This is a genomic window from Gracilimonas sp. BCB1, from assembly GCF_040117685.2.
Lineage (GTDB): Bacteria > Bacteroidota > Rhodothermia > Balneolales > Balneolaceae > Gracilimonas.
In genome coordinates this window covers 1-22092 of the sequence record NZ_JBEDYP020000017.1, presented here as the reverse complement: position 1 = coordinate 22092, position 22092 = coordinate 1, and the positions used below count along the sequence as shown (strand labels likewise).

Below are 22092 nucleotides of genomic sequence, written 5' to 3'. Positions count from 1 at the left end.
TTCACCAAATAGTAATGAATACAAAAAAAGCATTAAAGGTTGTTGGCAGCGTCACACTCGGGATTCTTTTTCTTTGGCTGGCTTTCCGGGAAGTGGAGTTTGCAGAAGTTATTGAATCGGCACGCGGTATGTCCTGGTCATGGATTTTCCCATTCGCTGCTACTACGTTATTTGCCCATTTCATCAGAGCACTGCGCTGGGAAATGCTTTTCACCAATAAGGATAAAGTACCATCCAAAACTACCCTGTTTACCGGGGTGATGTTCGGGTACCTGGTCAATATTCCACTTCCGAGAGTGGGAGAAGTAGCCCGCCCTGTGTACGTAGCACGACAGGTAGATGAAAGCAACAGTAAGGTCATAGGCACTATTGTGCTGGAGCGAGTAGTCGATTTACTGGGTATGCTACTGTTGATGGCTTTTGTTGTGGTGTTTTTGGTAGCCGATCCTCAGGTGCTTTCCCGTTTATTTGGTGTAGATATCACCAGTTCTGAAACCCAGATTAATTTTATTCTTACGCTGGGTATGTATGGCCTTTTTGCGGCTGCAGGACTTGGGCTGCTTCTTTGGATTTTCAAAAAAGCAGAAGAAAAAACCGAAGGTAAAATCGCCGACTTTGTTCATAAGGTTCAGAAGGTTATCAGAACTTTTGTAGATGGATTGCTGGCGATCAAAGAGCTTAAAAACTGGCCCTTGTTCATCTTTTATTCCCTCCTGATTTGGGTGTTCTACATAACCATGACTTACATCGGCTTCTGGATGTTTGATATGCAGAATGTGTATGATCTGGGAATCACGGAGGCAGTTGTGTTGACAGTAGTAAGTGCTGTTGGCATTTCAATTCCCACACCGGGCGGGGTTGGAACCTATCATCTGTTTATAACCAAGACGTTGCTCATTCTCTATGCGGTACCCGAGGCCATGGGCCTTGCTTATGCTACCATTGCTCACGCTACCACGCTGGTCATAATCATAACCAGTACGCCGATTATGCTGGCTATCAATAAGTATCAGCTTATGAAGAAAGAAGCGGGAGAACATTGAACAAGGAACATTCAATACTGAATGTTGAAGTGTTAAAGTTCAGTTCTTAAAGGCAAACAGCCCTTCTGTTAAAGCAAAAATTATTGTATAGGCGTCTTTCACCTTGCAAAGGAGAAAACAAATGAGGCTGAACTATGAGGCGCGATTTTAGATATAGAATTAATCTATGCCCTGGTTTTTAAGGCTGACCTTATAATTGTATTCGGATGGTGCTTCCTTGAAGAAATTCAGCTCGAAAAGGCCGCCGGTTCTCCATGTTTCAAGCATAGAATCATAGTTAGGCGATCCGGGATTTCCGGAAGCACCTCCTGGGTACACCCCCCAGCCTTTTACTTCAGGGCCCACTTCAACAACCATTCTCCATGATGGCCCGAATCCACCTCGGATGGCATTGATAGCATCTGAGGAGCCACTGCTATACATATTCTGTTTGCCTAAGCCGGGAATATTTGCCAGGTGATCAATATCATTATTGATGGCATTTCCCCACTTCCATCGATCACCAAGCTCACCCCAGGCATCTGTCAGCTCCCTGAAAGTCTCTTTGAAAGTTGCCGTAGCTATATCCTCTCTGGTTTCTTTCTTTTCGGTCTCAATATTGTCGATAAAAGAAAATTCGGGGTCCTTTTTCACCACTTCGATAAATATGTCTCGTGAAGGATAACGCAGAAGGGCATCGGTGGTTTCGTACTCATCGTACATCACCGCCCGGTAGAAATTTCCAGCCCATTGCCGGAAAATGGAAGGTGCCATTTCATCGGCTTCCATATGGTAATTCCATTGGGTCAGCAGGTCATACACAACCTCCTCTTCTTCTGTCAGGCTATCTGTATCTGTCCAGGCTATTAAGCTTGGCAAAAAGGTGGAGGCGTAGTAACTGTAATCATCCATCTGCATATTTTGCATATCTTCCGGGGTGATGTTTTCCATCGACTCCAGCAGGTCGTTAATTCTGCGTCCCCGCTCGAATGGAGCGAAATCATCGTCCAGATAATAGGGGTAATCGGGAGCAGCCGATTCCTGGTTAGCAGAACTCACAAATCCCCGTTCCGGATTCTTTACATGAGGAACATGATCGCGGGGAATCCAGCCTTGCCAGTCGTATGCAGGGTCTGTTCCGTCACTTACCGTTCGCCCCTGATGCTCCCACTTTGCCGGTATTTTCCCATTCACCCACAAAGCGATGTCGCCCTCGTTACTGGCAAATACGAAGTTTTGAGCAGGCGCGGTGTATTCCTTGAGGGCAGCTACATAGTCATCATAATTTTGGGCTCGGTTCAGCCCATAAAAAGTCTTTAGGTCGTTGGATGGTTCGTGAGCAATCCATCGCATGGCCCGATAAGAAGGTACGCTCTCTTCATTCACTCTGGATGTTACTTTAGAAACCGGTCCGTGATGCGTGTAAATCACCGTATCCATCACCGTTTCTTCTCCTCGTACTTTAATCTTTTCTATACGGGTTGATGTCGGTTTCCACTGTCCATCGTGCCGGTATTCCCGCATGGTTTGGTCTCGAAATTTTATCTCATACCAATCCAGGACATCCGTTCCCACATTTGTAACGCCCCAGGCTACATCTTCATTAAAGCCGATGATCACTCCGGGTGAACCCTGAAGGCTCACGCCATAGGTGTTAACTCCCGGCGCATGCAGCTGTACCTCATACCAGATGGAAGGCAGCGTAAGGGAAAGGTGAGGATCGTTGGCCAAAATAGGATAGCCGGAAGCTGTTTTAGCTCCGCTTACCGCCCAGTTGTTGCTGCCAACGCCTTCTTCCATCGTAAAAGCTTCGAGCTCTGTGGCAGTAGTCGGCACAAATAAACTATCCGGTGCTTCGGGGATGTCAGCCTCAAAATCCCATTCTCTGGTTGGCGGAATAATCGGATCGTTGAGTTCAGGATCCTGGGTAAAAAACCGGTTTATGAAATCATCGCCAAAATACGCCAAGGTGTTACTGGTTCGGTTATCATTATTTCCGGCAGCCAGCGTTCGGGTCATGTTCTTTAGAAGCAACGCCGTTTTTATGGGTTCCCATCGCTCAGGAGCAAAGTCAAGAATTTTATATTCCAGCGGATATTCTGACGGGGAGAGTTCATTTATATAGGCATTAACTCCATCGGCATAGGCCTGGATTACGGCCAGCATGTCCGGGTCGCTTTGAATCTCTTCCCATGCTTTTTCTGCTCCGTATGGCATTCCCCATCGCCGGGTTTGTTTGTCTCTGTTCAGCAAAGACGGGCCAACAATTTCGGCCAGTCTTCCGGCTGCATCATAGGTCTGCATTTCCATTTGGAAAAGGCGGTCGCGGGCAACGATGTATCCTTGAGCCAGATATAGGTCGTGATCGTTTTTTGCAAAGATGTGGGGTACGCGGCGGTCGTCGTAATACACGGAGACCTCGTCCTTCAACCCTGGTATATCCAGCTCTTCTGATTGAGGTGCAGATGTTTCAGCATTGGCCCAAAAACCCGCATCCGGATCAAAAAATTTACCCAGCGGTGGTACCGACCCGAATTTTGTGTTTAATGAGGTGATGAGGGCGAGAAGAATCAGAAAAGAAATTCCGGATTTCAAATAATTCATGTACAGAATTTTGAATGCTCAATGTTAAATGTTTAATGGAATCGACATCATTTAACACTTAACATTTAAAATTACAACCGGAATAATTACCAAAGCAGCATCTTCATGCAGAAAACAGAACCACCGCTTTTCAGGAACTGGTAGGTACTGAACTCATGGACTTTAAATCCGGATTCTTTCAATTTATGATTTACATCCACACAGCCCTGCTGAATAAAAACGTTCTTACCATCCGGGCAGGTAGCATTACAGGCAAAGAGCTTTTCCGCCTCGTATTTTGAAGCTTCAATAACATTGGTAAACAAGGTGTGAATCAGCTCCAGCCCTTCATCGGTAAATGCTTTCGGGTAGATAAGAGCGGTATCAGAATCAAGAATACACAGACAGGTATCGAGGTGGTAAAAGCGTTCATCAATAAGTTCCAAGGCAATAACCGGAGTGTCGAACGTATCAGAAATTACATCATACACTTCCTTGGAAGACCGATAGCCATACCCGCCCCAAAGCAATCTTTTTTTGAAGTGCCAGATGGCATCTCCCATCCCCTCAAAACTGGAGAAGCGATCTCCGTCGAGGTGCACAATTTCGTAGCTGCTATCCTCATATACTTTCTGAATGGTAGGCACTTCCCCTTTTCGCTGATCGGAGTTCATCACGCTCATAATCACTTCTTTCTTGCCATCCTTAGTGATGTTTGGCAGGCTCTGGTTAGCACAAAAAACCATGTCGGGATATCCGCGTTGCCCTTCTTCCACATGCACATAAAGCCCAAGCTCTTCATAAGCTGCGCTCAGGTGTTCCCACTCATTCTGGGCGGCCAGTTTGTCCACGTCTCCAATGTTACCTTCCATGTGCGGGTTAATCACATATTCCACCGAAAAATAAGTGGGCTTCACCAAAAGAACTTTCTCCGGTGCAGGCATTGATTCCAGCTCCGAAATTGTAAAATCCAATTGATTAACAGATGTGATTACCTTACTCATAAGCGTTTATTTTAAAGATTGCACAGAACAGCAAATATTGAAAATATCATGTTGAGGAACAAGATCAAGTTTAAAAAGATAAGCATTAGTTGGAAGCTTTTAGGTGTTAGAAGAAGGCTAAAACCTAAAACCTTCCAATCTATTAACAATTAAGCGGAAACAATCCTATTTTCGGCTTCAACTATACACTCAGCTATGACTCAAAAAAACCTTATTGTCGCTTTTGGAGGCGTTTCTCCGGAGCATGAAGTTTCTGTATTGACAGCCATACAGGCGATCTCTGCTCTTGAAGATAGTTCCTATAAATGCATTCCCCTTTATGTCACAAAATCGGGACGCTGGCTAACCGGAGAAAAGCTTCTGGACCTCAGTAATTTTAAGGAGCTTTCTAAGCTTGAAAATGATTGCGTTTCCTGTGCTTTCGTAAAAGATGAAACCGGAAAAACCCAGCTCAAAGAGCAAGAGGGAGGCGGACTATTTTCCAGTGCTAAAAGCTACCCGGTGTATGCCGTTCTTTGTGCATTTCATGGAAGTGAAGGGGAAAACGGAGCCTTTCAGGGAGTTTGCGAAATGATGAATGTGCCGTATTCAGGAAGCGGTGTTTTAGGGTCTTCGCTGGGAATGAATAAAGTGAAGGCAAAACTGGTTGCCGCCTCAAACGGTATTCCGGTAACGAAAGCGGTGAACTTTTATGAATCAGACTGGGAGAAAGAACAGGATGATATCATCACTATTGCCGAGGGATACAGTTACCCGTTGATTGTGAAGCCCGTGAGCCTGGGCAGCAGTATCGGCGTGGCTATAGCAAATTCCCGTGATGAGTTGATTGATGCGGTGGAAACGGCCTTTCGCTATGATGAGCACCTGCTGATCGAGGAAGCCGTAAACCCTCTGATGGAAATCAACTGCTCGGTGTTGGGCACTCCGGATGATTGCCGCGCCAGTGTGTGTGAAAAACCGCTGGGACAAACGGAAACCCTTTCATTTGAGGATAAGTACCAGAGTGGTGAGGGAGCAGATAAAGGAATGGCATCGGCTGACCGGGTAATTCCGGCTGATATTTCTGATGAGCTCACGAAGAAAATTCAGAATCTGGCTACTAAAACCTTTTCAGCATTGGACGCCTCCGGACTTGCCCGGCTGGATTTTTTGGTGAACGCGAACACCGAGGAAGTCTATTTCAATGAAATTAATACGATCCCGGGCTCCTTTTCATTCTACCTTTGGGAAAAATCGGGTCTTAACTTTACTCAATTACTCAATGAACTTATCGAGATTGGGCTGAAGCAGCACCGGGCTAAAAACGGCCGGGTACGCAGTTATGAAACTAATTTGCTTAGTGAAAAAGCCATAAAAGGCATTAAAGGGTTAAAAGGCAGTAAAAACTGATTTCAGAACACTAATAAGGGAATGATTTCCGTCGTTCATATTTTGTTTTACTAAAACAGACAGACACAACTCAATGAAAAAACTTGTCCTTCTTTTAATTTCAGTTTTTGTTTTCATTTCCTGCGGAAAGGAATTGGAAACAGTGACGGTTAAGTCAGATACTTCTGAATTATTAAACGCTCCGTCCGATTCCGTTTATACCGAAATTGATCCAACTCAGGATGATTTTGTACAGATTCGTTTTGGTGAAATTGCGGCTATTGAGTCACTGGATCCGCTTTTTGTAACCTCCAACAGCGAGTGGCGGGTTATGAATCTGATTTACGAAGGGTTAACAAGTTTGAACAGTTCGGGCAATCCTTCACCGGCGCTTGCAAAAGAATGGGAGATAAATGACGATTCCACTCAATTCACTTTTCACCTGAGAACGGACGTATATTTTCATGATTCGCCGGCTTTCGAAAATGGTTCGGGAAGGCGATTTACGGCCAGTGATGTACGTTACGCTTTTGAGCGGATGGCTTATAATGATGTACCTGACTTTACAGCAAATCACTTTGAAGATGTCAGAGGTTTCTCCGCTTATCACAGTGAACAAACGTTGATTAAGAATCCGGAGAAGCGAGCATTTAGTACCATCGAAGGTCTGAAAATTCGAAATGACTCGACCGTCGTATTCTTCCTGGAAAAAACCTCTTCTGATTTTCTTGAAAGGCTGGCTCATCCCATGGCTTCCATCTATGCCAAAGAAAGTGTACCGCAAGGCAATGGCCCGATTCAGGCAGCAGCCGGAACCGGTCGCTTTGCCTTCATCAAAAAAGAGGGGAATGCCCATTTACTTACTCAGAACAAAACCTATCGCGGGTTCACCCCAAAAATAAACCGCTTGGATATTGTATCAGGTTTAGAGGAAAAGGATCTGTACCAGGAACTAGCCAGAAAAAACTTAGATGCACTCATCGAGGTTGGAAGTTCAACATTGATGTCTGTCACTGATTCCACCGGGTCACTTCTGGATAGTTTTACTAACACATTTCAGCTCAATCAAACTTCCACACATTCTGACTATTCATACTTTTACAATCAGAATTCGGCCCAAAGTGCTTCTATTAATGAGTTAATCACAAATACTGATTTTGAATCCTTGTTGCCGCTTTCGGCTTTGGGCAATATTGACGCTAATCAGGTGGGGGTGGATACGGCGCAACCTGATTCGAGCAGAAGATTAGTGATTACACAAACCGTGCATCCATTCGAAGTTTTTTTGCTGGATAAACTGGCAACGCAGGCAACGAACATGGGCTTCTCCTTTTCAATGAATGCTTCTTTTGCCCTTTACAATGATATCAGCCTAACCACCCGGCCTTATCCCGATACAGAAAAAGTCCTCAGCTGGAAATCCCCGGTTTATATTTTGAGCAGCACGGATATCTCAGGAATAAGTATTACTCATGAACCGTGGAACATCAGCGTGATATCGTTAAAAAAAACCGGAGGCAGTGAATGAAGCTCGGAATCGTTGCAAATCCGCAGAAGTATGAAGTAAGAGAAGTTCTGTCCGAAACCATTAAATGGGCGGAGCGCAAGAAAATTTCGCTGTTTATACATAAGGAGGTGTGCGATGAAACCGAGCTGAACCATACGGATGTCATCCAAAAAACAGACACGGATCTTGATTCCATAAAAGCCTGTGATATTGTATTGGTGATGGGCGGAGATGGAACCATCCTTTATACGGCCCGAATTTCGAAAGATATCAATAAACCCATTCTGGGTATAAACAGCGGCCGGCTGGGTTTTATGGCGAACACGCAGATCGAGGACCTGGAGCGAGCTCTCGACTGCCTGCTCAATAACGACTACTCCCTTGATAAACGATCGTTTTTGTTAGCAACCGATAAAAATGGAAATCAATACCACGCGCTGAACGAATTTTTATTTACCCGGAAGGACTCCATTTCGATGGTAAATGTGACGGCCGAATATGATGGAAGCCTGATAAACACCTATTGGGCTGATGGTTTGATTGTAGCATCACCGACGGGCTCTACTGCTTACAACCTGGCTTCGGGCGGACCGATTGTAGCTCCGGGTACGGAAGTTTTTTTGGTAACACCCATTAATCCGCACACACTTACAACCCGCCCGCTGGTGCTGAATTCAACGAAACCGCTGAGGGTGATTATTGAGAAACAGCAGAGCGAGGTGCAATTTTCGTATGACGGTCAGGTTCATGAAATTGAAAACTTCCCCTTTGAAGTGAAGATTTTGAAATCTGATCTAACTTTTGATCTTGTACACCTTCCGGGTCAGGATTACTTTGAAACCCTGCGAAATAAGCTGATGTGGGGTATGGATAGAAGGAGAAGTCAGAATTAAGAACTCAGGAGTCAGGATTGTAATGTGAATCCTGACTCCTGCCTTCTGATTTCTTATCTTCCAAGACAAGAGGTTCATATTAGGATATTATTTAAATCGAAAACTGAACACTAAAAACCAAATATAATGAAAGTAACAGTAGTTGGAGCTGGAGGTAACGTTGGCTCAACCGTAGTTGACGTACTCGCACAACGAGACATTTGCAAAGAAATCGTCGCCGTAGATATTGAGAAGAAAGACGGAGATAAAACCTTTTACCCGTCCAAAGGTCGCGGACTGGATCAGTGGGAATCTGCACCGGTCCACCTTTTTGATACCCGCATTAAAGGCACCGTTGATTATGCCGACACGGCCGGATCTGATGTATGTGTGATTACTGCCGGTGTGCCTCGCCGCCCGGGAATGAGCCGCGATGACCTGCTCGAGATTAATGCCAATATTGTAAGCAGTGTATCTAAAGAACTTGCCAAGCATTCTCCTGATACCATCATTATTGTGGTTTCCAATCCATTGGATGTAATGGTACAGGTTGCCAAGGAAGCGAGCGGACTTCCTTACGAGAAAGTAATGGGAATGGCCGGAATTCTGGATACCGCCCGCTATCGTGCTTTTATTGCCGACGAGCTGGACGTATCTCCGAAAGATATTCAGGCACTACTAATGGGTGGCCATGGAGACACGATGGTTCCACTTCCACGATTTACCACACTTTCAGGGATGCCCATCACTCACTTTATTGATGAAGATCGTTTGGATGAAATCGTAGAACGCGCCAAGAAAGGCGGTGGTGAAATCGTAGGCCTGATGGGAACTTCTGCCTGGTATGCTCCAGGAGCTGCTGCTGCCCAAATGGTTGAAGCCATCCTTCTGGACCAAAACCGTATTTTCCCGGTATGTGCACACATCGATGGTCAGTACGGAATTGATGACCTGTACATAGGCGTACCCGTTAAGCTGGGAACCGGTGGTGTAAAAGAAGTGATAGAGGTTGACTTAAACGAAAAAGAACAAGACCTTTTAGAGGAATCAGCTAAAGCCGTGCGCAGTACTTTAGATGATTTCCGAAAACTAATGAACAAGTAAACTAAACAACGAGGACTAAGGTCTTCACTACTTGCATTAATCCCTCACGTGAATTCGTTCGCGTGAGGGATTTTTTTTGATAAAGTATTGCACTTGTACAATTGTTATATTCAGCTATGGATATTGTAATTGACACATCAGCCGTATTGGCTGTTCTATTAAATGAAGCTTCGAAAAACTCGATTCTTTCAAGCAGCAAGGGAATGGATCTCATTGCACCGATAAATATTGATGCCGAAATCGGCAATGCGATATCTTCCATGTTTAAAAGAAACCGTTTGGTGTTTGATGAGGCTCTGAAAGTTTTGAGTCAGTACCATCTTATTCCAATCAGAAAATCTAGTTTGGACCTAAAGGAGTCTATATCCTTAAGTAAAGAATTGAATATTTATGCATATGATGCGTATATGCTTTACTGTTGTATTAAATACAATTCCCCACTTTTGAGTTTAGATACAACTCTCCTCAATCACGCAAAAAATAAAGGGATAAAAACAATAGAGGTTTAGCAATGAAAGTATATACCTACTCACAAGCGCGGCAGAACCTTGCCCAACTACTGGATGAGGTAAAAAAAGATGGTGAAATTCGTATCAAACGAAGAGATGGGAGAACCTATGTGGTAAAGCAACTTGAAGAGGAAAAGTCTCCATTAGACGTCGAAGGTGTAAACACCAACTTTACCAAAGACGAACTGAATGATATTGTCAGAGAAGGCCGGCAACGCTATGATCTGAATAAAGAATAATAGCATTCATTTTCCGACAATTACTTACAGATATTCCATTACATTCCTTCAATCATTTTAATACAGAACTTCAAATCATGAATACGTTCAAAAAATCCATGTCTTTTCTCACTGTATTGACCCTGATTTTTCTTTCAGGCAGTCAACTCATCGCGCAGGATGTCCAAATTCCGGTGATCGAAAATGGCCGGGCACAGGTGATCCCCGAACTTGAAAATCCTGAAAACTGGATTCGGGAAGACCTATGGGTAGAAACCGAGTTTGATTCAGACCGTGACGGAAAACCAGACCGCATGCATGTGGATGTGACCCGTCCCAAACAAACCGAAGATGGATTGAAGCTACCGGTGGTTTATGAAACCAGTCCGTACTACGCCGGTACCGCGGGTATGGTTGACGGACTTTTCTGGAATGTGCGACACGAGCTTGGTGAACTTGGGTCTAATGAAGTGGGTGAAGGAAAAAGCCGCCGGGCACATCCTGAAGTTATTCGACGTGGTGAACGCCCCATTATCTCAAACTCACAAATCAAGACCTGGGTACCCCGGGGGTATATTGTGGTTCATTCATCTTCCCCCGGAACGGGGCTCTCGGACGGAGCACCAACGGTTGGAGGAGATAATGAGTCGCTGGCTCCCAAAGCCGTTATCGAATGGCTGGCTGGTAAAAATAATGGATATACCACCCGTGATGGCAATGAAAAAATAATGGCAACCTGGTCGAACGGCAAAGTGGGCATGACCGGAACTTCTTACAATGGTACACTTCCTCTTGCGGCTGCAACAACCGGTGTAGATGGCCTGGAAGTTATCATTCCCGTGGCTCCAAATACGTCGTACTATCACTACTATCGTTCAAACGGCTTGGTTCGAAGCCCCGGCGGCTATTTGGGTGAGGATATTGACGTGCTTTATGATTTCATCCATAGCGGAGAAGAATCGATGCGGGAGCGAAATAACCTGCGAATCCGGGATACGGAAATGGCAGAAAACATGGATCGCCGAACCGGAGATTACAACGAATTTTGGGCCGGACGTGATTACCTGAACGACATGCCCGGGATGAAAGCTGCCATGCTAATGAGCCACGGCTTCAACGATTGGAACGTGATGCCGGAGCACAGCTATCGCATTTACGCGGAGGCTAAAAAAATGGGTCTCCACACCCAAATTTATTACCACCAATTTGGCCATGGCGGGCCACCTCCTGTTGAAATGATGAACCGCTGGTTTACACATTACTTGTTCGGTGTTGATAATGGAATCCGAAACGAGACAGGAGCCTGGATTGTCCGTGAATATGATGATCCCGCAAATCCTGCCTTCTACCCGGATTTCCCTAACCCCGCAGCCGAACCCGTTACTTTATACCTGAACAGCGGAGCTCCGCAGAAAGGAAGCTTAAGTCTGAATAAGCCCGGAAAGCAAGGGACAGAAACCTTGGTCGACAATTTTTCTTTTGATGGAGAGTCACTGGCACGGGCAGAAATTACGGACCATCGCTTGTTATATGTTACGCCACCGTTGCAAGATTCTCTACACATTTCGGGATTGCCGACTATCAATATAAAACTGGCCAGCAGTAAACCGGCAGCCAATCTTTCTGTTTGGCTGGTTTCACTTCCCTGGGATGAGCGCCGAAATGGACGGATCACAGATAACATCATTACACGTGGCTGGGCAGACCCACAGAATCATGAATCATTAACCGAAAGCGAACCGCTGAAACCCGGTAAGTTTTATGAGCTGATTTTTGAGCTTCAGCCTGATGATCAAATAATACGTCCGGGCCAGCAAATTGGGTTGATGATTTTCAGTAGTGATAAAGAATATACCATTCACCCTGATCCCGGCACGGAATTAACCGTTGACCTGGATGCAACCACGTTCACCTTACCGGTAGTTGGTGGTAAAGCAGCCATCGATTGGTAGAAAATGTAGCGACACAAAATCTTGTCTCGCTACATTTATAAACGGTTCATAGAATTATTACAGCTGCAAATCGAAGGTCAGTTCTTCTCCATCCCGGATTACAGTAACAGATGTTTGTTGACCGGCTTCCAGCTCATTCAAAGCTTCCATGTAGTTATAGATGTCGGCAATGTCCATACCCCCGATGTTGATGATAATATCACCACCTTGCAGGCCGGCATTATCAGCAGCACGACCTTCGCTTACACCTGTAATTCGGAACCCTTCACCGTCATAGCCGTAATCCGGAAGTACTCCGAGTGTGGGCCCGTCCATAGTCATGTTTCGTTGCTGTTCACCAGGAGCCTCGGTAAATACCATATTCTCTTTATCCAGTTTATCAAGCTGTTCAATTACCCGTTTTAAGTGAGAGAGTAGTTGTTTCTGTCCCTCAGCATTAATCCACTCTGTATCATCTGAGGGCCGGTGATAATCGGCATGGGTATCTGTGAAATAGTGGAGTACAGGGATATCCTTATAATAAAAGCTGGTATGATCACTGGCTCCGGTGCCATCCGGTATTAAATCCAATTCAAGAGAATCGGTATTGGCTGTAGTGAGAATAGATTCCCAGCTATCTGTTGTAGCCACTCCGAAAATCATGAGGCGTCCGTTACTCATTCGCCCCACCATATCCATATTGATCATAGCCAGAGCATTTTCAAGTTCTATCGTTGGATTCTCCACAAAATACTGTGAACCCAACAAACCCATTTCCTCCCCCGAAAAAGCCAGGAAGAGAATATCTGTCGCCGGGCGGTTTGCCGCAAAATATTCAGCCAGTTCCAATACGCCGGCAGTTCCGGAGGCGTTATCATCAGCTCCATTATGTATGCGGGGCTCCTCACTGCTGCTCAGCGATCCAAAACTTCCCATTCCCAAATGGTCATAATGTGCTCCTACAATTAATACTTCATCCGAATCCCCGGTTCCTTGTAATAGTCCTGCAACGTTTTTACTTAATCTCTTTTCGCCGGAGGTGTCTTCGGCTGTTGCATGAGGATTATTAAGCACGGCCGTATTGATAGTGAACTCCTGAAAATACGTCCCATCGTCGCCGGCAGGATCAAGCCCATAGCTTCGGAATAAATCGGCAATATAATTAGCAGCGGCTGCTTCTTCGGGAGTTCCGGCCTCTCTTCCCCTCATTTCATCGGCTGCCAAAAAAGTGATATGCGTTTTTACATCTGCATCAGAGATTTCGGGAGTAGTGATTTTTTCTTTTTCTGCAGTTGTGCAGGAAACAAACAGTACAGCCAGCAGTAAAATTGAAGAGTATTTAATCATGACTATGGATCATTAATTGGATTTATGAGCTTAATTAAGATAACATTTGAAATGGGTTATTTGAATGATAAAATCGTCCTCTGACAACGATCATTCGATCTATCGCAAATCAAAAGAATAACGATTAACCGAGCGACCGAATAACCGATTTCTGATTTCCATTTCTGATCATCACTTTTAGCTCATTTTACTAATTAGAATTTACAATGCCTTTTTAAGCCCGTATCTTAAGGGTTCACAACCAAGGTTGGGGGTGCTTGCATAGCGGGCTGAGATTACACCCTAATACCTGAACCGGATAATACCGGCGTAGGGAAACCTGTTTACCGCACAGTAACGCAAGTTAACCTCCTCCATTAATCAATGAAGTATCAAATGGAGGATTATGTTTAATCTATTCTATAAGAAGTCGTTATTAACGGCTTTTCTGTTAACAATACCACTACTCTTTTCACAGGAAGTACACGCACAAACCGTAACCGGTAAGGTGCTTGATGCTCAATCCAAAGAACCACTTCAGGGAGCAGCTGTACGCCAGCAAGGCACGTCCCGGGGTGTGGTAACTCAGGATGATGGCTCATTCGAGATCCGGCTTTCTGAAAACGGGCGAGAAGCACTGCACGTCACCTACCTCGGATATACTGATCAGGAAGTTGATGTGTCAGGAAGTAAAGAGAACCTGGATGTTTTTCTTTACCCGGAAACCTACATCGGGGACGATGTTTTTGTAAGTGCCACGCGTGCAGATGAATCATCACCCATCACCTACACCAACATTGATGCAGAGGAAATCGAGAGGCGTAATCTCGGGCAGGATGTTCCGTACTTGCTGCAAGGTGCGCCATCAGTAACCACCACATCCGATGCCGGTGCAGGTATTGGCTATACAGGCATTCGTATTCGCGGGGTTGATCCGGCCCGTATTAATGTGACCATCAATGGAATTCCGGTTAACGACGCAGAATCGCATGCCGTTTTCTGGGTGAACTTGCCGGATCTTTCATCCTCTACGGAGAACATTCAAATTCAACGCGGAGTGGGAACATCTACCCATGGTGCAGGTGCGTTTGGAGCTACCGTAAACTTACAAACCAGTTCTTCCCAAGCGGACCCTTTTGGGGAAGTGAATACCGGCTTCGGTTCTTTCAACACCCAAAAATATAATGTAAAGTTAGGCTCCGGTTTAATGGAAAACGGCTGGCAATTTGAGGGTCGTTTGTCCAAAATTGATTCCGATGGTTTCATCGACCGCGCCAGCTCTGATCTTGATTCGTATTTCCTATCCGCCTCCCATCATGGAGACCGGAGTTTGCTCCGCGCCGACGTATTTTCAGGTCGGGAGCGAACCTACCAGGCTTGGTATGGGATTGAAGAAAGTATGCTTGAGAATGATCGCAAATTCAACGAGGCGGGTACTGAAAAAGATGGTGAGCCTTATGAAAACCAGGTCGATAACTACCAGCAAAATTACTATCAGCTGCATTATTCTTATCAATTACAGGAAAACTGGAACGCCAGTATTTCTGCCTTTTACACCAAAGGATTTGGATATTATGAGGAATATGTTGCTGACGAACCTCTGGAGGAATATGGAATCGAACCACTGTTATCTTCAACCCCAAACGAGTCTGACCTGATTCGCAGGCGCTGGCTGGATAATGATTTCTATGGCACCATTTTCTCAACCAAATACACACATTCTGATGCATGGAATGTAACTTTTGGTGGAGGCTACAGTTATTATAATGGAATGCACTTTGGAGAAGTTATTTGGGCTCGTTATGCCGGCAACAGCGAAATTGAAGATCGCTATTACGACAATGACGGCATCAAAAAAGACGGTAATTTCTATGGTAAACTGCAGTATAACTTCACTGAAAAACTAAGTTCCTACCTGGATCTTCAGGTACGTGGCGTTCAATACGATTTCCTTGGGAATGGCTTTGTGCGCAGTGCCGGCAGCAATGTCAGAGATAGTTTGGTAGCCATTCAACAATCAGAAAGTCTGACTTTCTTCAATCCTAAATTCGGTTTTGTATATAGCCTGCCAGAGAATCAACGAGTGTATGCTTCTTTTGCTGTAGGAGGCAAAGAACCGACACGGGATGAATATGTAGATTCCACACCCGACAGCCGGCCTGATGCTGAAAAACTCTACAATGTCGAAGTCGGATATCGTGGTGATTTCACAACCTATTATGTTGGAGCAAACCTATATGGAATGTTCTACAAAGATCAGCTGGTACCGACGGGCGAGATCAATGATGTGGGAGAAATTGTTCGACAGAATGTTCCGGAAAGCTATCGAGCAGGAATTGAACTTCAAGGTGGAGTAAGTCTCAGTCAAAACCTGAGTCTTTCTGCTAACGCAACCTTCAGCCAAAATAAGATTGTAGAATACACGCAGTTCACGGATCAATATGACGCCAATTTCAACTTCCTTGGTCAACAGGAAACGGTGTATGAAGATACCGATATTGCTTTCTCTCCTTCGGTAATCACTAATGGAGTGATTGGGTATAATAAAGGCGGCTTGAATGCAGAATTGATCTCAAAATACGTGTCGCGACAATACCTGGATAACACTCAGACCGAAAGCCGATCAATCGATCCTTATTTCGTTAATGATATTCGGCTAAGCTTTAACCTGAATCAGGTACCCCTGCTGGAAGGTGTTACAGCCACACTACAGGTGAATAACATTTTCAATCATGAGTATGAGACGAATGGATACACTTTTGGATGGCTGCAAAGCGGTGACCCGGTGCATTACAATTACTACTACCCACAGGCAGGAACCAACTTCCTGTTCCAGGTAAAATGGGAGTTTTAATCTAAAATATTAGACAAGAAGTTTGACCTTCCAGAGCCTTCAGCTTGAACGCTGAAGGCTTTTATATATTTGAGCAATCAGCTTTTACCCCAAAGCATCCTGAATATGACTGGCAATCTGCTCGGCATGCACTCGAGAGTTTTCAATGAATAGGCGGCTCGTATCCATTCCTCCACACACAACACCAGCCACATAAACGCCTTTCCGGCTGGTTTCCAGGCTATCTTCATCATGAACAGGCATGCATTTTTCGTCATCGGTTAACTCAACTCCTAAGCTGTCCATCAGCTCGTAATTGGGGTGATATCCGGTCATAGCCAACACAAAATCATTCTCGATGGTAACTTCACCGTCCGGAGTATTAATCACTACTTCCTTTTCCCGGATTTCCTTCACTTCAGAATTAAAGAAGCAGGGGATTTCCTCGTTCTTAATCCGGTTTTCGATATCCGGTTTTACCCAGTATTTCACTGAGGGTTTAATCTGATCATATTTCAGCAGCATGGTTACATCGGCACCACTTCTCCAGCACTCCAGGGCTACATCCGCGCCGGAATTTCCACCACCAATCACCAGTACTTTTTGCCAGGCATAGGGATGAGGTTCATCATAATAATGCTTCACTTTAGGGAGATCTTCGCCGGGCACGCCCATCATGTTGGGCTGACCATAAAAGCCGGAAGCTACAATCACTTTTTTGGCCTTGTATTCATCTTTATCTGTCTTAACGGTGAAGTTGCCATCTTCTCCTTCCATCGAAGTGACGGTTTCATACAAGTTGATGGGCAGCTCATAGTGCTCAGCCACCCGGCGGTAATATTCAAGGGCTTCGGCACGCGTAGGTTTGGGTCCGTGAGAAATAAAAGGCACGTTCCCGATTTCCAATTTATCCGAAGTGGAAAAGAAGGTCATGTTGGTGGGGTAGTGATACAGAGAATTTACCAGGCAACCACGTTCAATTATTTTAAAAGGGATGTTTTTCTGTTGAAGTGCAATTCCGGTTGCAAGCCCGATTGGACCCGCACCTATAATAATAACCATATCCGTTTTCGTAGTTCTTAGGTTTGAGTAAGTAAGTAGTTGTATGAAGGTTCTTAACAGCCCAAAGATACGAATCGTTTAACTCTTTAATGGGGATGATAAGGGTAGGTTTTTATTTACGGAACTTTTCTCAAAGCCGTACCTTTCATTCCATACAAACGAACCGTACCACAACAGCCCGAATGCAGAACAACATTTCTTCCATTGTACTTCTATTCATCCTGCTTTTCTCCTCTTCAGCCCAGGCACAGCTTCTCAATGTTGAAAGTGTTCGCTCAGATGCTGATTCTGCCGGCTGGCACGGGCAGCTGAACTTCAATCTATCCCTGAGCCAGTATAACGACCGGGTGCTTCAGTTTACCAACAAAGCTAACCTCTCCTACTTTTCTGACCATCACGCATACCTGTTTTTGAACAACCTGAAGCTGGTTAACCTGGATGGCGCTTCTGTCATAAGCAGCGGTTACAGTCACCTGCGCACTACGTTTAACCGGGAGAACCGTTTTTCACCTGAGGTGTTTTTCCAATATCAGTACAACAATAACCTGGGACTCCGGAATCGTTTTTTGGGCGGAGCCGGATTTCGATACACGCTGTTTGATGGGGACAACTGGACCGGGAGCTTTTCAACCGGACTAATGGCCGAGTACGAACAATGGAAAGAAACCGGTCAACCGCCCATCGAGAATGAGTTCCTGAAAAGCACTTCTAATCTTTCCCTAAGGGGAAAACTGAACCCGCAGACTACGTTTCTTTTGATTGGATATTACCAAGCCCGTCCCGATCAGTTTTTTCAAGCCCGGTCTATTCTGGAGACGCAGCTTCAGGTTACAATGACACGGCGCATTTCAATGAGCGTGCAATTCTCGGCCGCTTATGATGCCGACCCGGTCATCGATATCCCCAACTGGACGTATGAGTTAAGTAATGGATTTGTCATAAAGCTTTAATGCAAGAAAAGAACCTCCACGCGTCTGAAAGACCTTGGAGCGTTCGCTGGTAAACTCTGTCCCCCAAACCCCGCAACGCTTCCAGGTCCTGCGGACGCTGAAAGGTTGCTTCATTTCAAACTTAATTAAGAATAGAAGTAAGCAAAGCCAAACAAATAAATAGCTCCGCCCTTCAGGGCGGAGTAGAATAAGATAAAGAACCAAGCTTCGCCCCATTCTTGATAAAAGCAAGGTAGTTTTCCGAAGCTTTGGCAACATTGCCCGCAAAAAGATATTGAGCCCAACCCTGCGACACCAAACTGCCTTTTAATCCATGGATACTTGGGTTTTTCCATTTAGATTTCAATTCCCCCGCCCTGAAGGACGGGGCAATCTATTTCTGATCCAACCATTGCAGGATCACCCGAAACAACCAGCCTTTTGGTGAGCTGAGGAATCCGACATGGCCGCCTTCGTCTGTAAAGCAGGTTTGGATGTGCGGGTTTGATTCCATCACATTAAAAGGGGCAAACTCAAAAGGACACAGCGTATCCTCTTTGCTGTGAATGACCAGCAGGTCGGTTTTTACCTCTCCATAGAAGTGCTTACTGGAACATTGATGGTAATAGTCGTCGGCATCCTTAAATCCGTGCAGCTTTGCGGTCACCTGATCGTCAAATTCATATACAGAAGAACCGTTGAATTTCGGCATCTCCATTTTTTGCCGTTTCTTTTCCAGCTTTTGCACCAGGGTATTCAGAAAATTGATTTCGTAGATACGATTAAAGCCCTGGTTCAACCTAAGCGAGCCTTCTTTCAAATCGTAAGGAGGAGAAACGGCAACTGCCCGGCTTACCCGACTTTGGCTTCCTTCTTCACCCAGGTATTTAACCAATGCATTTCCACCCAGCGAAAACCCGACCGCATATATTTCTTTATCAGGATAGGTTTCAGCAATCCATTTAAAAAAAGTCCGGTAATCTTCCGTTTCTCCGGAATGATAGAATCTCGGTCGGTTATTCATCCGGCTTCCACATCCCCGAAAATTCAATGCTACAGACGAAAAACCCGCCTCCTTCAACTCCGACATCAGGTTGGCGATGTAATAGCGGTCGGTAGAGCCTTCCAGTCCGTGAAACAAGGCTACCACCGGTTTGTCTGTATCCGGAATACAGGCATCAATTTCCAGAAAGTCTCCATCCGGGGTATCGATTTCAATGCGCTCGTGCGATGGCTTCTTCACTTTCGAGAACTGTGAAGCCACAATGGTATGCACGTGCACATTCCACGCCCACCAGGCTGGCTTAAACGGCTCAAGAGAAATGCGGTTCTGTTCTTTTTCAGGCATGATGAATGATTTCCCGGCAAAACTATACAGAAATCAGCACGGATTCCATTTCCGATTTTCAGTCAACCGCAGCTTGCCCTATATTCGGACTCAAATTTATTCCTATGGCAACATCCCTCACACCCATTGAATACATCCGAAGCATTCTGGCCATCGTGGTATTCTTTATCATGTTTGCCATTTCCACACCGCTGATTACTATTTTACTTATCCTCTCTTTTGGGAAGGCAACGAATTTTGTGGTAGAAAACTTCGGGCCTTTTATTGCCTACCCGGTGTTGTGGACTCTCGGCATCAAATTCAATGTGATCCAGCACGGTAAACCTGTCGATCAGCCGGTCATTTACACCATCAACCACAGCTCCACCCTCGATTTGGTTACGATGATTGCCCTCGGGCTTCCGGGGATTCGTTTCGTGGCAAAATGGGAGCTGCAGTATAATCCGCTGTTTTTTATTGTGGGAAGGCTGACCGGACAGGTCTTCATTCAGCGCAAAAAAAGTGAAAAAGCCATCCGGCGCATTCAAAGTGCATACGACCGCCTCAAGCGGGATCAACTCTCCATTATGGTGGCTCCGGAAGGTTCACGAAAGCATCCCGGTGTAATCGGACCGTTTAAGAAAGGGGCTTTTCACATGGCTATCGACCTCGGCTTCCCCATTGTCCCCATCTACTTTGACGGAAACCAGGAGCTGAGTCTCGGCGGATCCCTGCTATCCAAAAGCGGAACCATTAATGCCCATATTCATCCACCGGTTGACACTTCTGACTGGAAGCGGGAAACGCTGAACGAGCACATAGCCGAAGTTCGGAATAAGTACCTCGAATGGGCCGGGGTGGAAGAATAGCAACTCACCGGAAGTTCAATAACATTAAAAATAAGTAGGCTGCCACGAACATGGTCATCCCTGCGAAAGCAGGGATCTGATTGTAGCTATTGCGTCGAAAGTTAAAACAATATCAAACAACTAGATTTCGGGCATACGCCGCGAAATGACAGCTTCATATCTCTTAATTGATCTATTTTTATAGCGCACGGATGCTTTTTCTATATCGAAAAGTGCAACTAGGCCTAATAGTCATCCCTGCGCAGGCAGGGATCTGGTTGTAGTTATACATCAAGAGTAGGGTCAACATCAAACAATTAGATTCCGGCTTTCGCCGCGGAATGACTGCACTCCGACTCATAAATAATTTCTCTCTTGGAAAACTATCCTTGCTTCGGCTCCAGGTACTGCAGGCTGAACCAATCTTTTTCGTCCGTCCACACTTTCTTCACATCGAACCATGGAGATACGATTTCAGAAAACTCGGCAAGCGTGTATTTGTGGGAATTCTCAGTGTGAATGGATTCCCCTTTGCGAAATGAAACCGTGGTTCCGGCGACTTCAACCTCATGAGCTTCTCTGCAAATCAGATGCATTTCAATACGGCTTTCCTCTTCATTCCAGATAGCTTTGTGATCGAACAAGTCCGGATTAAAATCCGTGCCTAATTCCCTGTTAATGTGCCGGAGGATGTTCTTATTGAACTCCGCTGTAATTCCTTTTGAATCGTTATAGGCAGCAAGCAACACATCAATATCTTTCTTCAGGTCAGCGCCTATCAGAAAAGCTCCGTTTGAGCCCACAATATCAGCCACCACATTCAGGAAGCGATCTACCGTATCTCTTTTGAAATTCCCAATGGTTGAGCCCGGGAAAAACACCACTTTTCTACCTTCGGGCAAAGCATCAGGCAAATCGATGGAATGAGTATAGTCGGCTTGAAGAGCCTGAATGGTAATTTCGGGAAAAGCTTTCTGCAGTTCCGATGCCACACTAAACAGGTAATCACCGGAGATATCAATGGGGATGTAACCGGCAATGTTGTTCAAGCCCTTTAGCAAAATCCGGGTTTTATCACTGCTACCGCTACCCGGCTCAATTAAAATGGCTTCCTCACCCAGATGACATTCAATTTCTTCTATATTCTGCTCGAGAATATTTCGCTCGGTTCGGGTCGGATAATATTCCTCGAGCTCCGTAATCTCATCGAATAACCTCGAACCTCGTTCATCATAAAAATATTTGCTGGGCAGTGATTTCTGAGGCCCGGTCAATCCATGCAGTACTTCATCCAGCATCGATGTCCGCTCTTTAACTTTGGTCATTTATTTCTGTAGCTGTTTCTCTGATACATTTTCCTAACAGATGTCTTAATCCAATCATTTATTACGGGGCATTTTATTTGGCGAGCCTGATTCCGCTGAACTGCCAGCGGGCATCCGCATGGAAAAAGTTGCGGTAGGTTTTACGGATGTGCATTTGCGATGTGGCACAAGATCCACCCCTCAGTACATACTGATTAGCCATAAATTTTCCGTTGTATTCCCCAAGCGCACCGGGCAGTGGCTTGTAGTTGGGATAGGGAGCATAGGCGCTCATCGTCCACTCCCAAACCTCACCATACATCTGCCTTAGTTTTCGGATGAATG

18 protein-coding genes and 1 riboswitch are annotated in these 22092 nt (G+C 45.3%); of the genes, 11 read left to right on the top strand and 7 right to left on the bottom strand.

What is annotated here, in order from left to right:
* Positions 1–14: 14 nt before the first annotated feature.
* On the top strand, positions 15–1043 hold the full coding sequence (locus ABFW99_RS13640) for a lysylphosphatidylglycerol synthase transmembrane domain-containing protein (RefSeq protein WP_349353079.1): 1029 nt from the start codon (positions 15–17) through the stop codon (positions 1041–1043).
* Positions 1044–1202: 159 nt separating this feature from the next.
* Here the strand turns inward: ABFW99_RS13640 and ABFW99_RS13635 are convergent, their stop codons facing one another.
* Together ABFW99_RS13635 and ABFW99_RS13630 are read right to left on the bottom strand one after the other, a co-directional pair.
* Positions 1203–3626 (bottom strand): penicillin acylase family protein, encoded by a 2424-nt coding sequence (locus ABFW99_RS13635; RefSeq protein ID WP_349353078.1) that lies wholly within the window; start codon positions 3624–3626, stop codon positions 1203–1205.
* Positions 3627–3712: 86 nt separating this feature from the next.
* On the bottom strand, positions 3713–4609 hold the full coding sequence (locus ABFW99_RS13630) for a dimethylarginine dimethylaminohydrolase family protein (protein ID WP_349353077.1): 897 nt from the start codon (positions 4607–4609) through the stop codon (positions 3713–3715).
* Between the two features lie 195 nt (positions 4610–4804).
* Between ABFW99_RS13630 and ABFW99_RS13625 the strand changes: the two genes are divergently transcribed.
* From ABFW99_RS13625 to ABFW99_RS13595, 7 genes are all read left to right on the top strand, one after another.
* On the top strand, positions 4805–5998 hold the full coding sequence (locus ABFW99_RS13625) for a D-alanine--D-alanine ligase family protein (RefSeq protein WP_349353076.1): 1194 nt from the start codon (positions 4805–4807) through the stop codon (positions 5996–5998).
* 73 nt (positions 5999–6071) lie between these two features.
* Positions 6072–7505 (top strand): ABC transporter substrate-binding protein, encoded by a 1434-nt coding sequence (locus ABFW99_RS13620; RefSeq protein WP_349353075.1) that lies wholly within the window; start codon positions 6072–6074, stop codon positions 7503–7505.
* Positions 7502–8377 (top strand): NAD(+)/NADH kinase, encoded by an 876-nt coding sequence (locus ABFW99_RS13615; protein WP_349353074.1) that lies wholly within the window; start codon positions 7502–7504, stop codon positions 8375–8377. Before ABFW99_RS13620 ends, ABFW99_RS13615 begins: the two co-directional genes overlap by 4 nt.
* Positions 8378–8503: 126 nt before the next feature.
* Positions 8504–9460, top strand: a complete 957-nt coding sequence (mdh, locus tag ABFW99_RS13610) for a malate dehydrogenase (protein WP_349353073.1) — start codon at positions 8504–8506, stop codon at positions 9458–9460.
* A gap of 116 nt (positions 9461–9576) precedes the next feature.
* Positions 9577–9969: a type II toxin-antitoxin system VapC family toxin gene (locus ABFW99_RS13605; RefSeq protein ID WP_349353072.1), complete on the top strand. Its 393-nt coding sequence runs from the start codon at positions 9577–9579 to the stop codon at positions 9967–9969.
* 2 nt (positions 9970–9971) lie between these two features.
* Complete coding sequence (locus ABFW99_RS13600; RefSeq protein WP_349353071.1) at positions 9972–10208, top strand: type II toxin-antitoxin system Phd/YefM family antitoxin; 237 nt, start codon at positions 9972–9974, stop codon at positions 10206–10208.
* 77 nt (positions 10209–10285) lie between these two features.
* Positions 10286–12139: a Xaa-Pro dipeptidyl-peptidase gene (locus ABFW99_RS13595; RefSeq protein WP_349353070.1), complete on the top strand. Its 1854-nt coding sequence runs from the start codon at positions 10286–10288 to the stop codon at positions 12137–12139.
* A gap of 57 nt (positions 12140–12196) precedes the next feature.
* Here ABFW99_RS13595 and ABFW99_RS13590 read toward each other — a convergent pair whose 3' ends face one another.
* Positions 12197–13465, bottom strand: a complete 1269-nt coding sequence (locus ABFW99_RS13590) for a M20/M25/M40 family metallo-hydrolase (RefSeq protein ID WP_349353069.1) — start codon at positions 13463–13465, stop codon at positions 12197–12199.
* 239 nt (positions 13466–13704) lie between these two features.
* A riboswitch (TPP riboswitch) is annotated at positions 13705–13798 on the top strand.
* Between the two features lie 52 nt (positions 13799–13850).
* Here ABFW99_RS13590 and ABFW99_RS13585 point away from each other — a divergent pair.
* The gene (locus tag ABFW99_RS13585; RefSeq protein ID WP_349353068.1) at positions 13851–16298 is read left to right on the top strand and encodes a TonB-dependent receptor; all 2448 of its coding nucleotides are present in this window, start codon (positions 13851–13853) and stop codon (positions 16296–16298) included.
* 84 nt (positions 16299–16382) lie between these two features.
* On the opposite strand, the gene ABFW99_RS13580 is transcribed toward ABFW99_RS13585, so the two are convergent.
* Positions 16383–17339 (bottom strand): YpdA family putative bacillithiol disulfide reductase, encoded by a 957-nt coding sequence (locus ABFW99_RS13580; RefSeq protein WP_349353067.1) that lies wholly within the window; start codon positions 17337–17339, stop codon positions 16383–16385.
* A 182-nt stretch (positions 17340–17521) separates the two neighbouring features.
* Between ABFW99_RS13580 and ABFW99_RS13575 the strand changes: the two genes are divergently transcribed.
* Positions 17522–18289 carry a DUF481 domain-containing protein gene (locus ABFW99_RS13575; RefSeq protein ID WP_349353066.1) on the top strand — a complete coding sequence of 256 codons (768 nt, stop codon included), beginning with the start codon at positions 17522–17524 and terminating at the stop codon, positions 18287–18289.
* A gap of 373 nt (positions 18290–18662) precedes the next feature.
* Here ABFW99_RS13575 and ABFW99_RS13570 read toward each other — a convergent pair whose 3' ends face one another.
* Positions 18663–19616 carry a YheT family hydrolase gene (locus ABFW99_RS13570; RefSeq protein ID WP_349353065.1) on the bottom strand — a complete coding sequence of 318 codons (954 nt, stop codon included), beginning with the start codon at positions 19614–19616 and terminating at the stop codon, positions 18663–18665.
* A gap of 5 nt (positions 19617–19621) precedes the next feature.
* Here ABFW99_RS13570 and ABFW99_RS13565 point away from each other — a divergent pair, with 5 nt between their 5' ends.
* Entirely contained in the window at positions 19622–20464 is an 843-nt protein-coding gene (locus ABFW99_RS13565; protein WP_440707529.1) for a lysophospholipid acyltransferase family protein, read from the top strand.
* 362 nt (positions 20465–20826) lie between these two features.
* Here the strand turns inward: ABFW99_RS13565 and egtD are convergent, their stop codons facing one another.
* Together egtD and ABFW99_RS13555 are read right to left on the bottom strand one after the other, a co-directional pair.
* Complete coding sequence (gene egtD, locus ABFW99_RS13560) at positions 20827–21768, bottom strand: L-histidine N(alpha)-methyltransferase (protein WP_349353063.1); 942 nt, start codon at positions 21766–21768, stop codon at positions 20827–20829.
* A gap of 73 nt (positions 21769–21841) precedes the next feature.
* A partial coding sequence (locus tag ABFW99_RS13555) for an SUMF1/EgtB/PvdO family nonheme iron enzyme (RefSeq protein WP_440707528.1) occupies positions 21842–22092 on the bottom strand: 251 nt, incomplete at its 5' end.

Excerpts from the sequence above, each read along its gene's own strand:
- ABFW99_RS13640 (WP_349353079.1), top strand. The coding sequence starts at position 15 with ATGAATACAAAAAAAGCATTAAAGGTTGTTGGCAGCGTCACACTCGGG.
- ABFW99_RS13635 (WP_349353078.1), bottom strand. The coding sequence starts at position 3,626 with ATGAATTATTTGAAATCCGGAATTTCTTTTCTGATTCTTCTCGCCCTC.
- ABFW99_RS13630 (WP_349353077.1), bottom strand. The coding sequence starts at position 4,609 with ATGAGTAAGGTAATCACATCTGTTAATCAATTGGATTTTACAATTTCG.
- ABFW99_RS13625 (WP_349353076.1), top strand. The coding sequence starts at position 4,805 with ATGACTCAAAAAAACCTTATTGTCGCTTTTGGAGGCGTTTCTCCGGAG.
- ABFW99_RS13620 (WP_349353075.1), top strand. The coding sequence starts at position 6,072 with ATGAAAAAACTTGTCCTTCTTTTAATTTCAGTTTTTGTTTTCATTTCC.
- ABFW99_RS13615 (WP_349353074.1), top strand. The coding sequence starts at position 7,502 with ATGAAGCTCGGAATCGTTGCAAATCCGCAGAAGTATGAAGTAAGAGAA.
- mdh (WP_349353073.1), top strand. The coding sequence starts at position 8,504 with ATGAAAGTAACAGTAGTTGGAGCTGGAGGTAACGTTGGCTCAACCGTA.
- ABFW99_RS13605 (WP_349353072.1), top strand. The coding sequence starts at position 9,577 with ATGGATATTGTAATTGACACATCAGCCGTATTGGCTGTTCTATTAAAT.
- ABFW99_RS13600 (WP_349353071.1), top strand. The coding sequence starts at position 9,972 with ATGAAAGTATATACCTACTCACAAGCGCGGCAGAACCTTGCCCAACTA.
- ABFW99_RS13595 (WP_349353070.1), top strand. The coding sequence starts at position 10,286 with ATGAATACGTTCAAAAAATCCATGTCTTTTCTCACTGTATTGACCCTG.
- ABFW99_RS13590 (WP_349353069.1), bottom strand. The coding sequence starts at position 13,465 with ATGATTAAATACTCTTCAATTTTACTGCTGGCTGTACTGTTTGTTTCC.
- ABFW99_RS13585 (WP_349353068.1), top strand. The coding sequence starts at position 13,851 with ATGTTTAATCTATTCTATAAGAAGTCGTTATTAACGGCTTTTCTGTTA.
- ABFW99_RS13580 (WP_349353067.1), bottom strand. The coding sequence starts at position 17,339 with ATGGTTATTATTATAGGTGCGGGTCCAATCGGGCTTGCAACCGGAATT.
- ABFW99_RS13575 (WP_349353066.1), top strand. The coding sequence starts at position 17,522 with ATGCAGAACAACATTTCTTCCATTGTACTTCTATTCATCCTGCTTTTC.
- ABFW99_RS13570 (WP_349353065.1), bottom strand. The coding sequence starts at position 19,616 with ATGCCTGAAAAAGAACAGAACCGCATTTCTCTTGAGCCGTTTAAGCCA.
- ABFW99_RS13565 (WP_440707529.1), top strand. The coding sequence starts at position 19,622 with ATGATTTCCCGGCAAAACTATACAGAAATCAGCACGGATTCCATTTCC.
- egtD (WP_349353063.1), bottom strand. The coding sequence starts at position 21,768 with ATGACCAAAGTTAAAGAGCGGACATCGATGCTGGATGAAGTACTGCAT.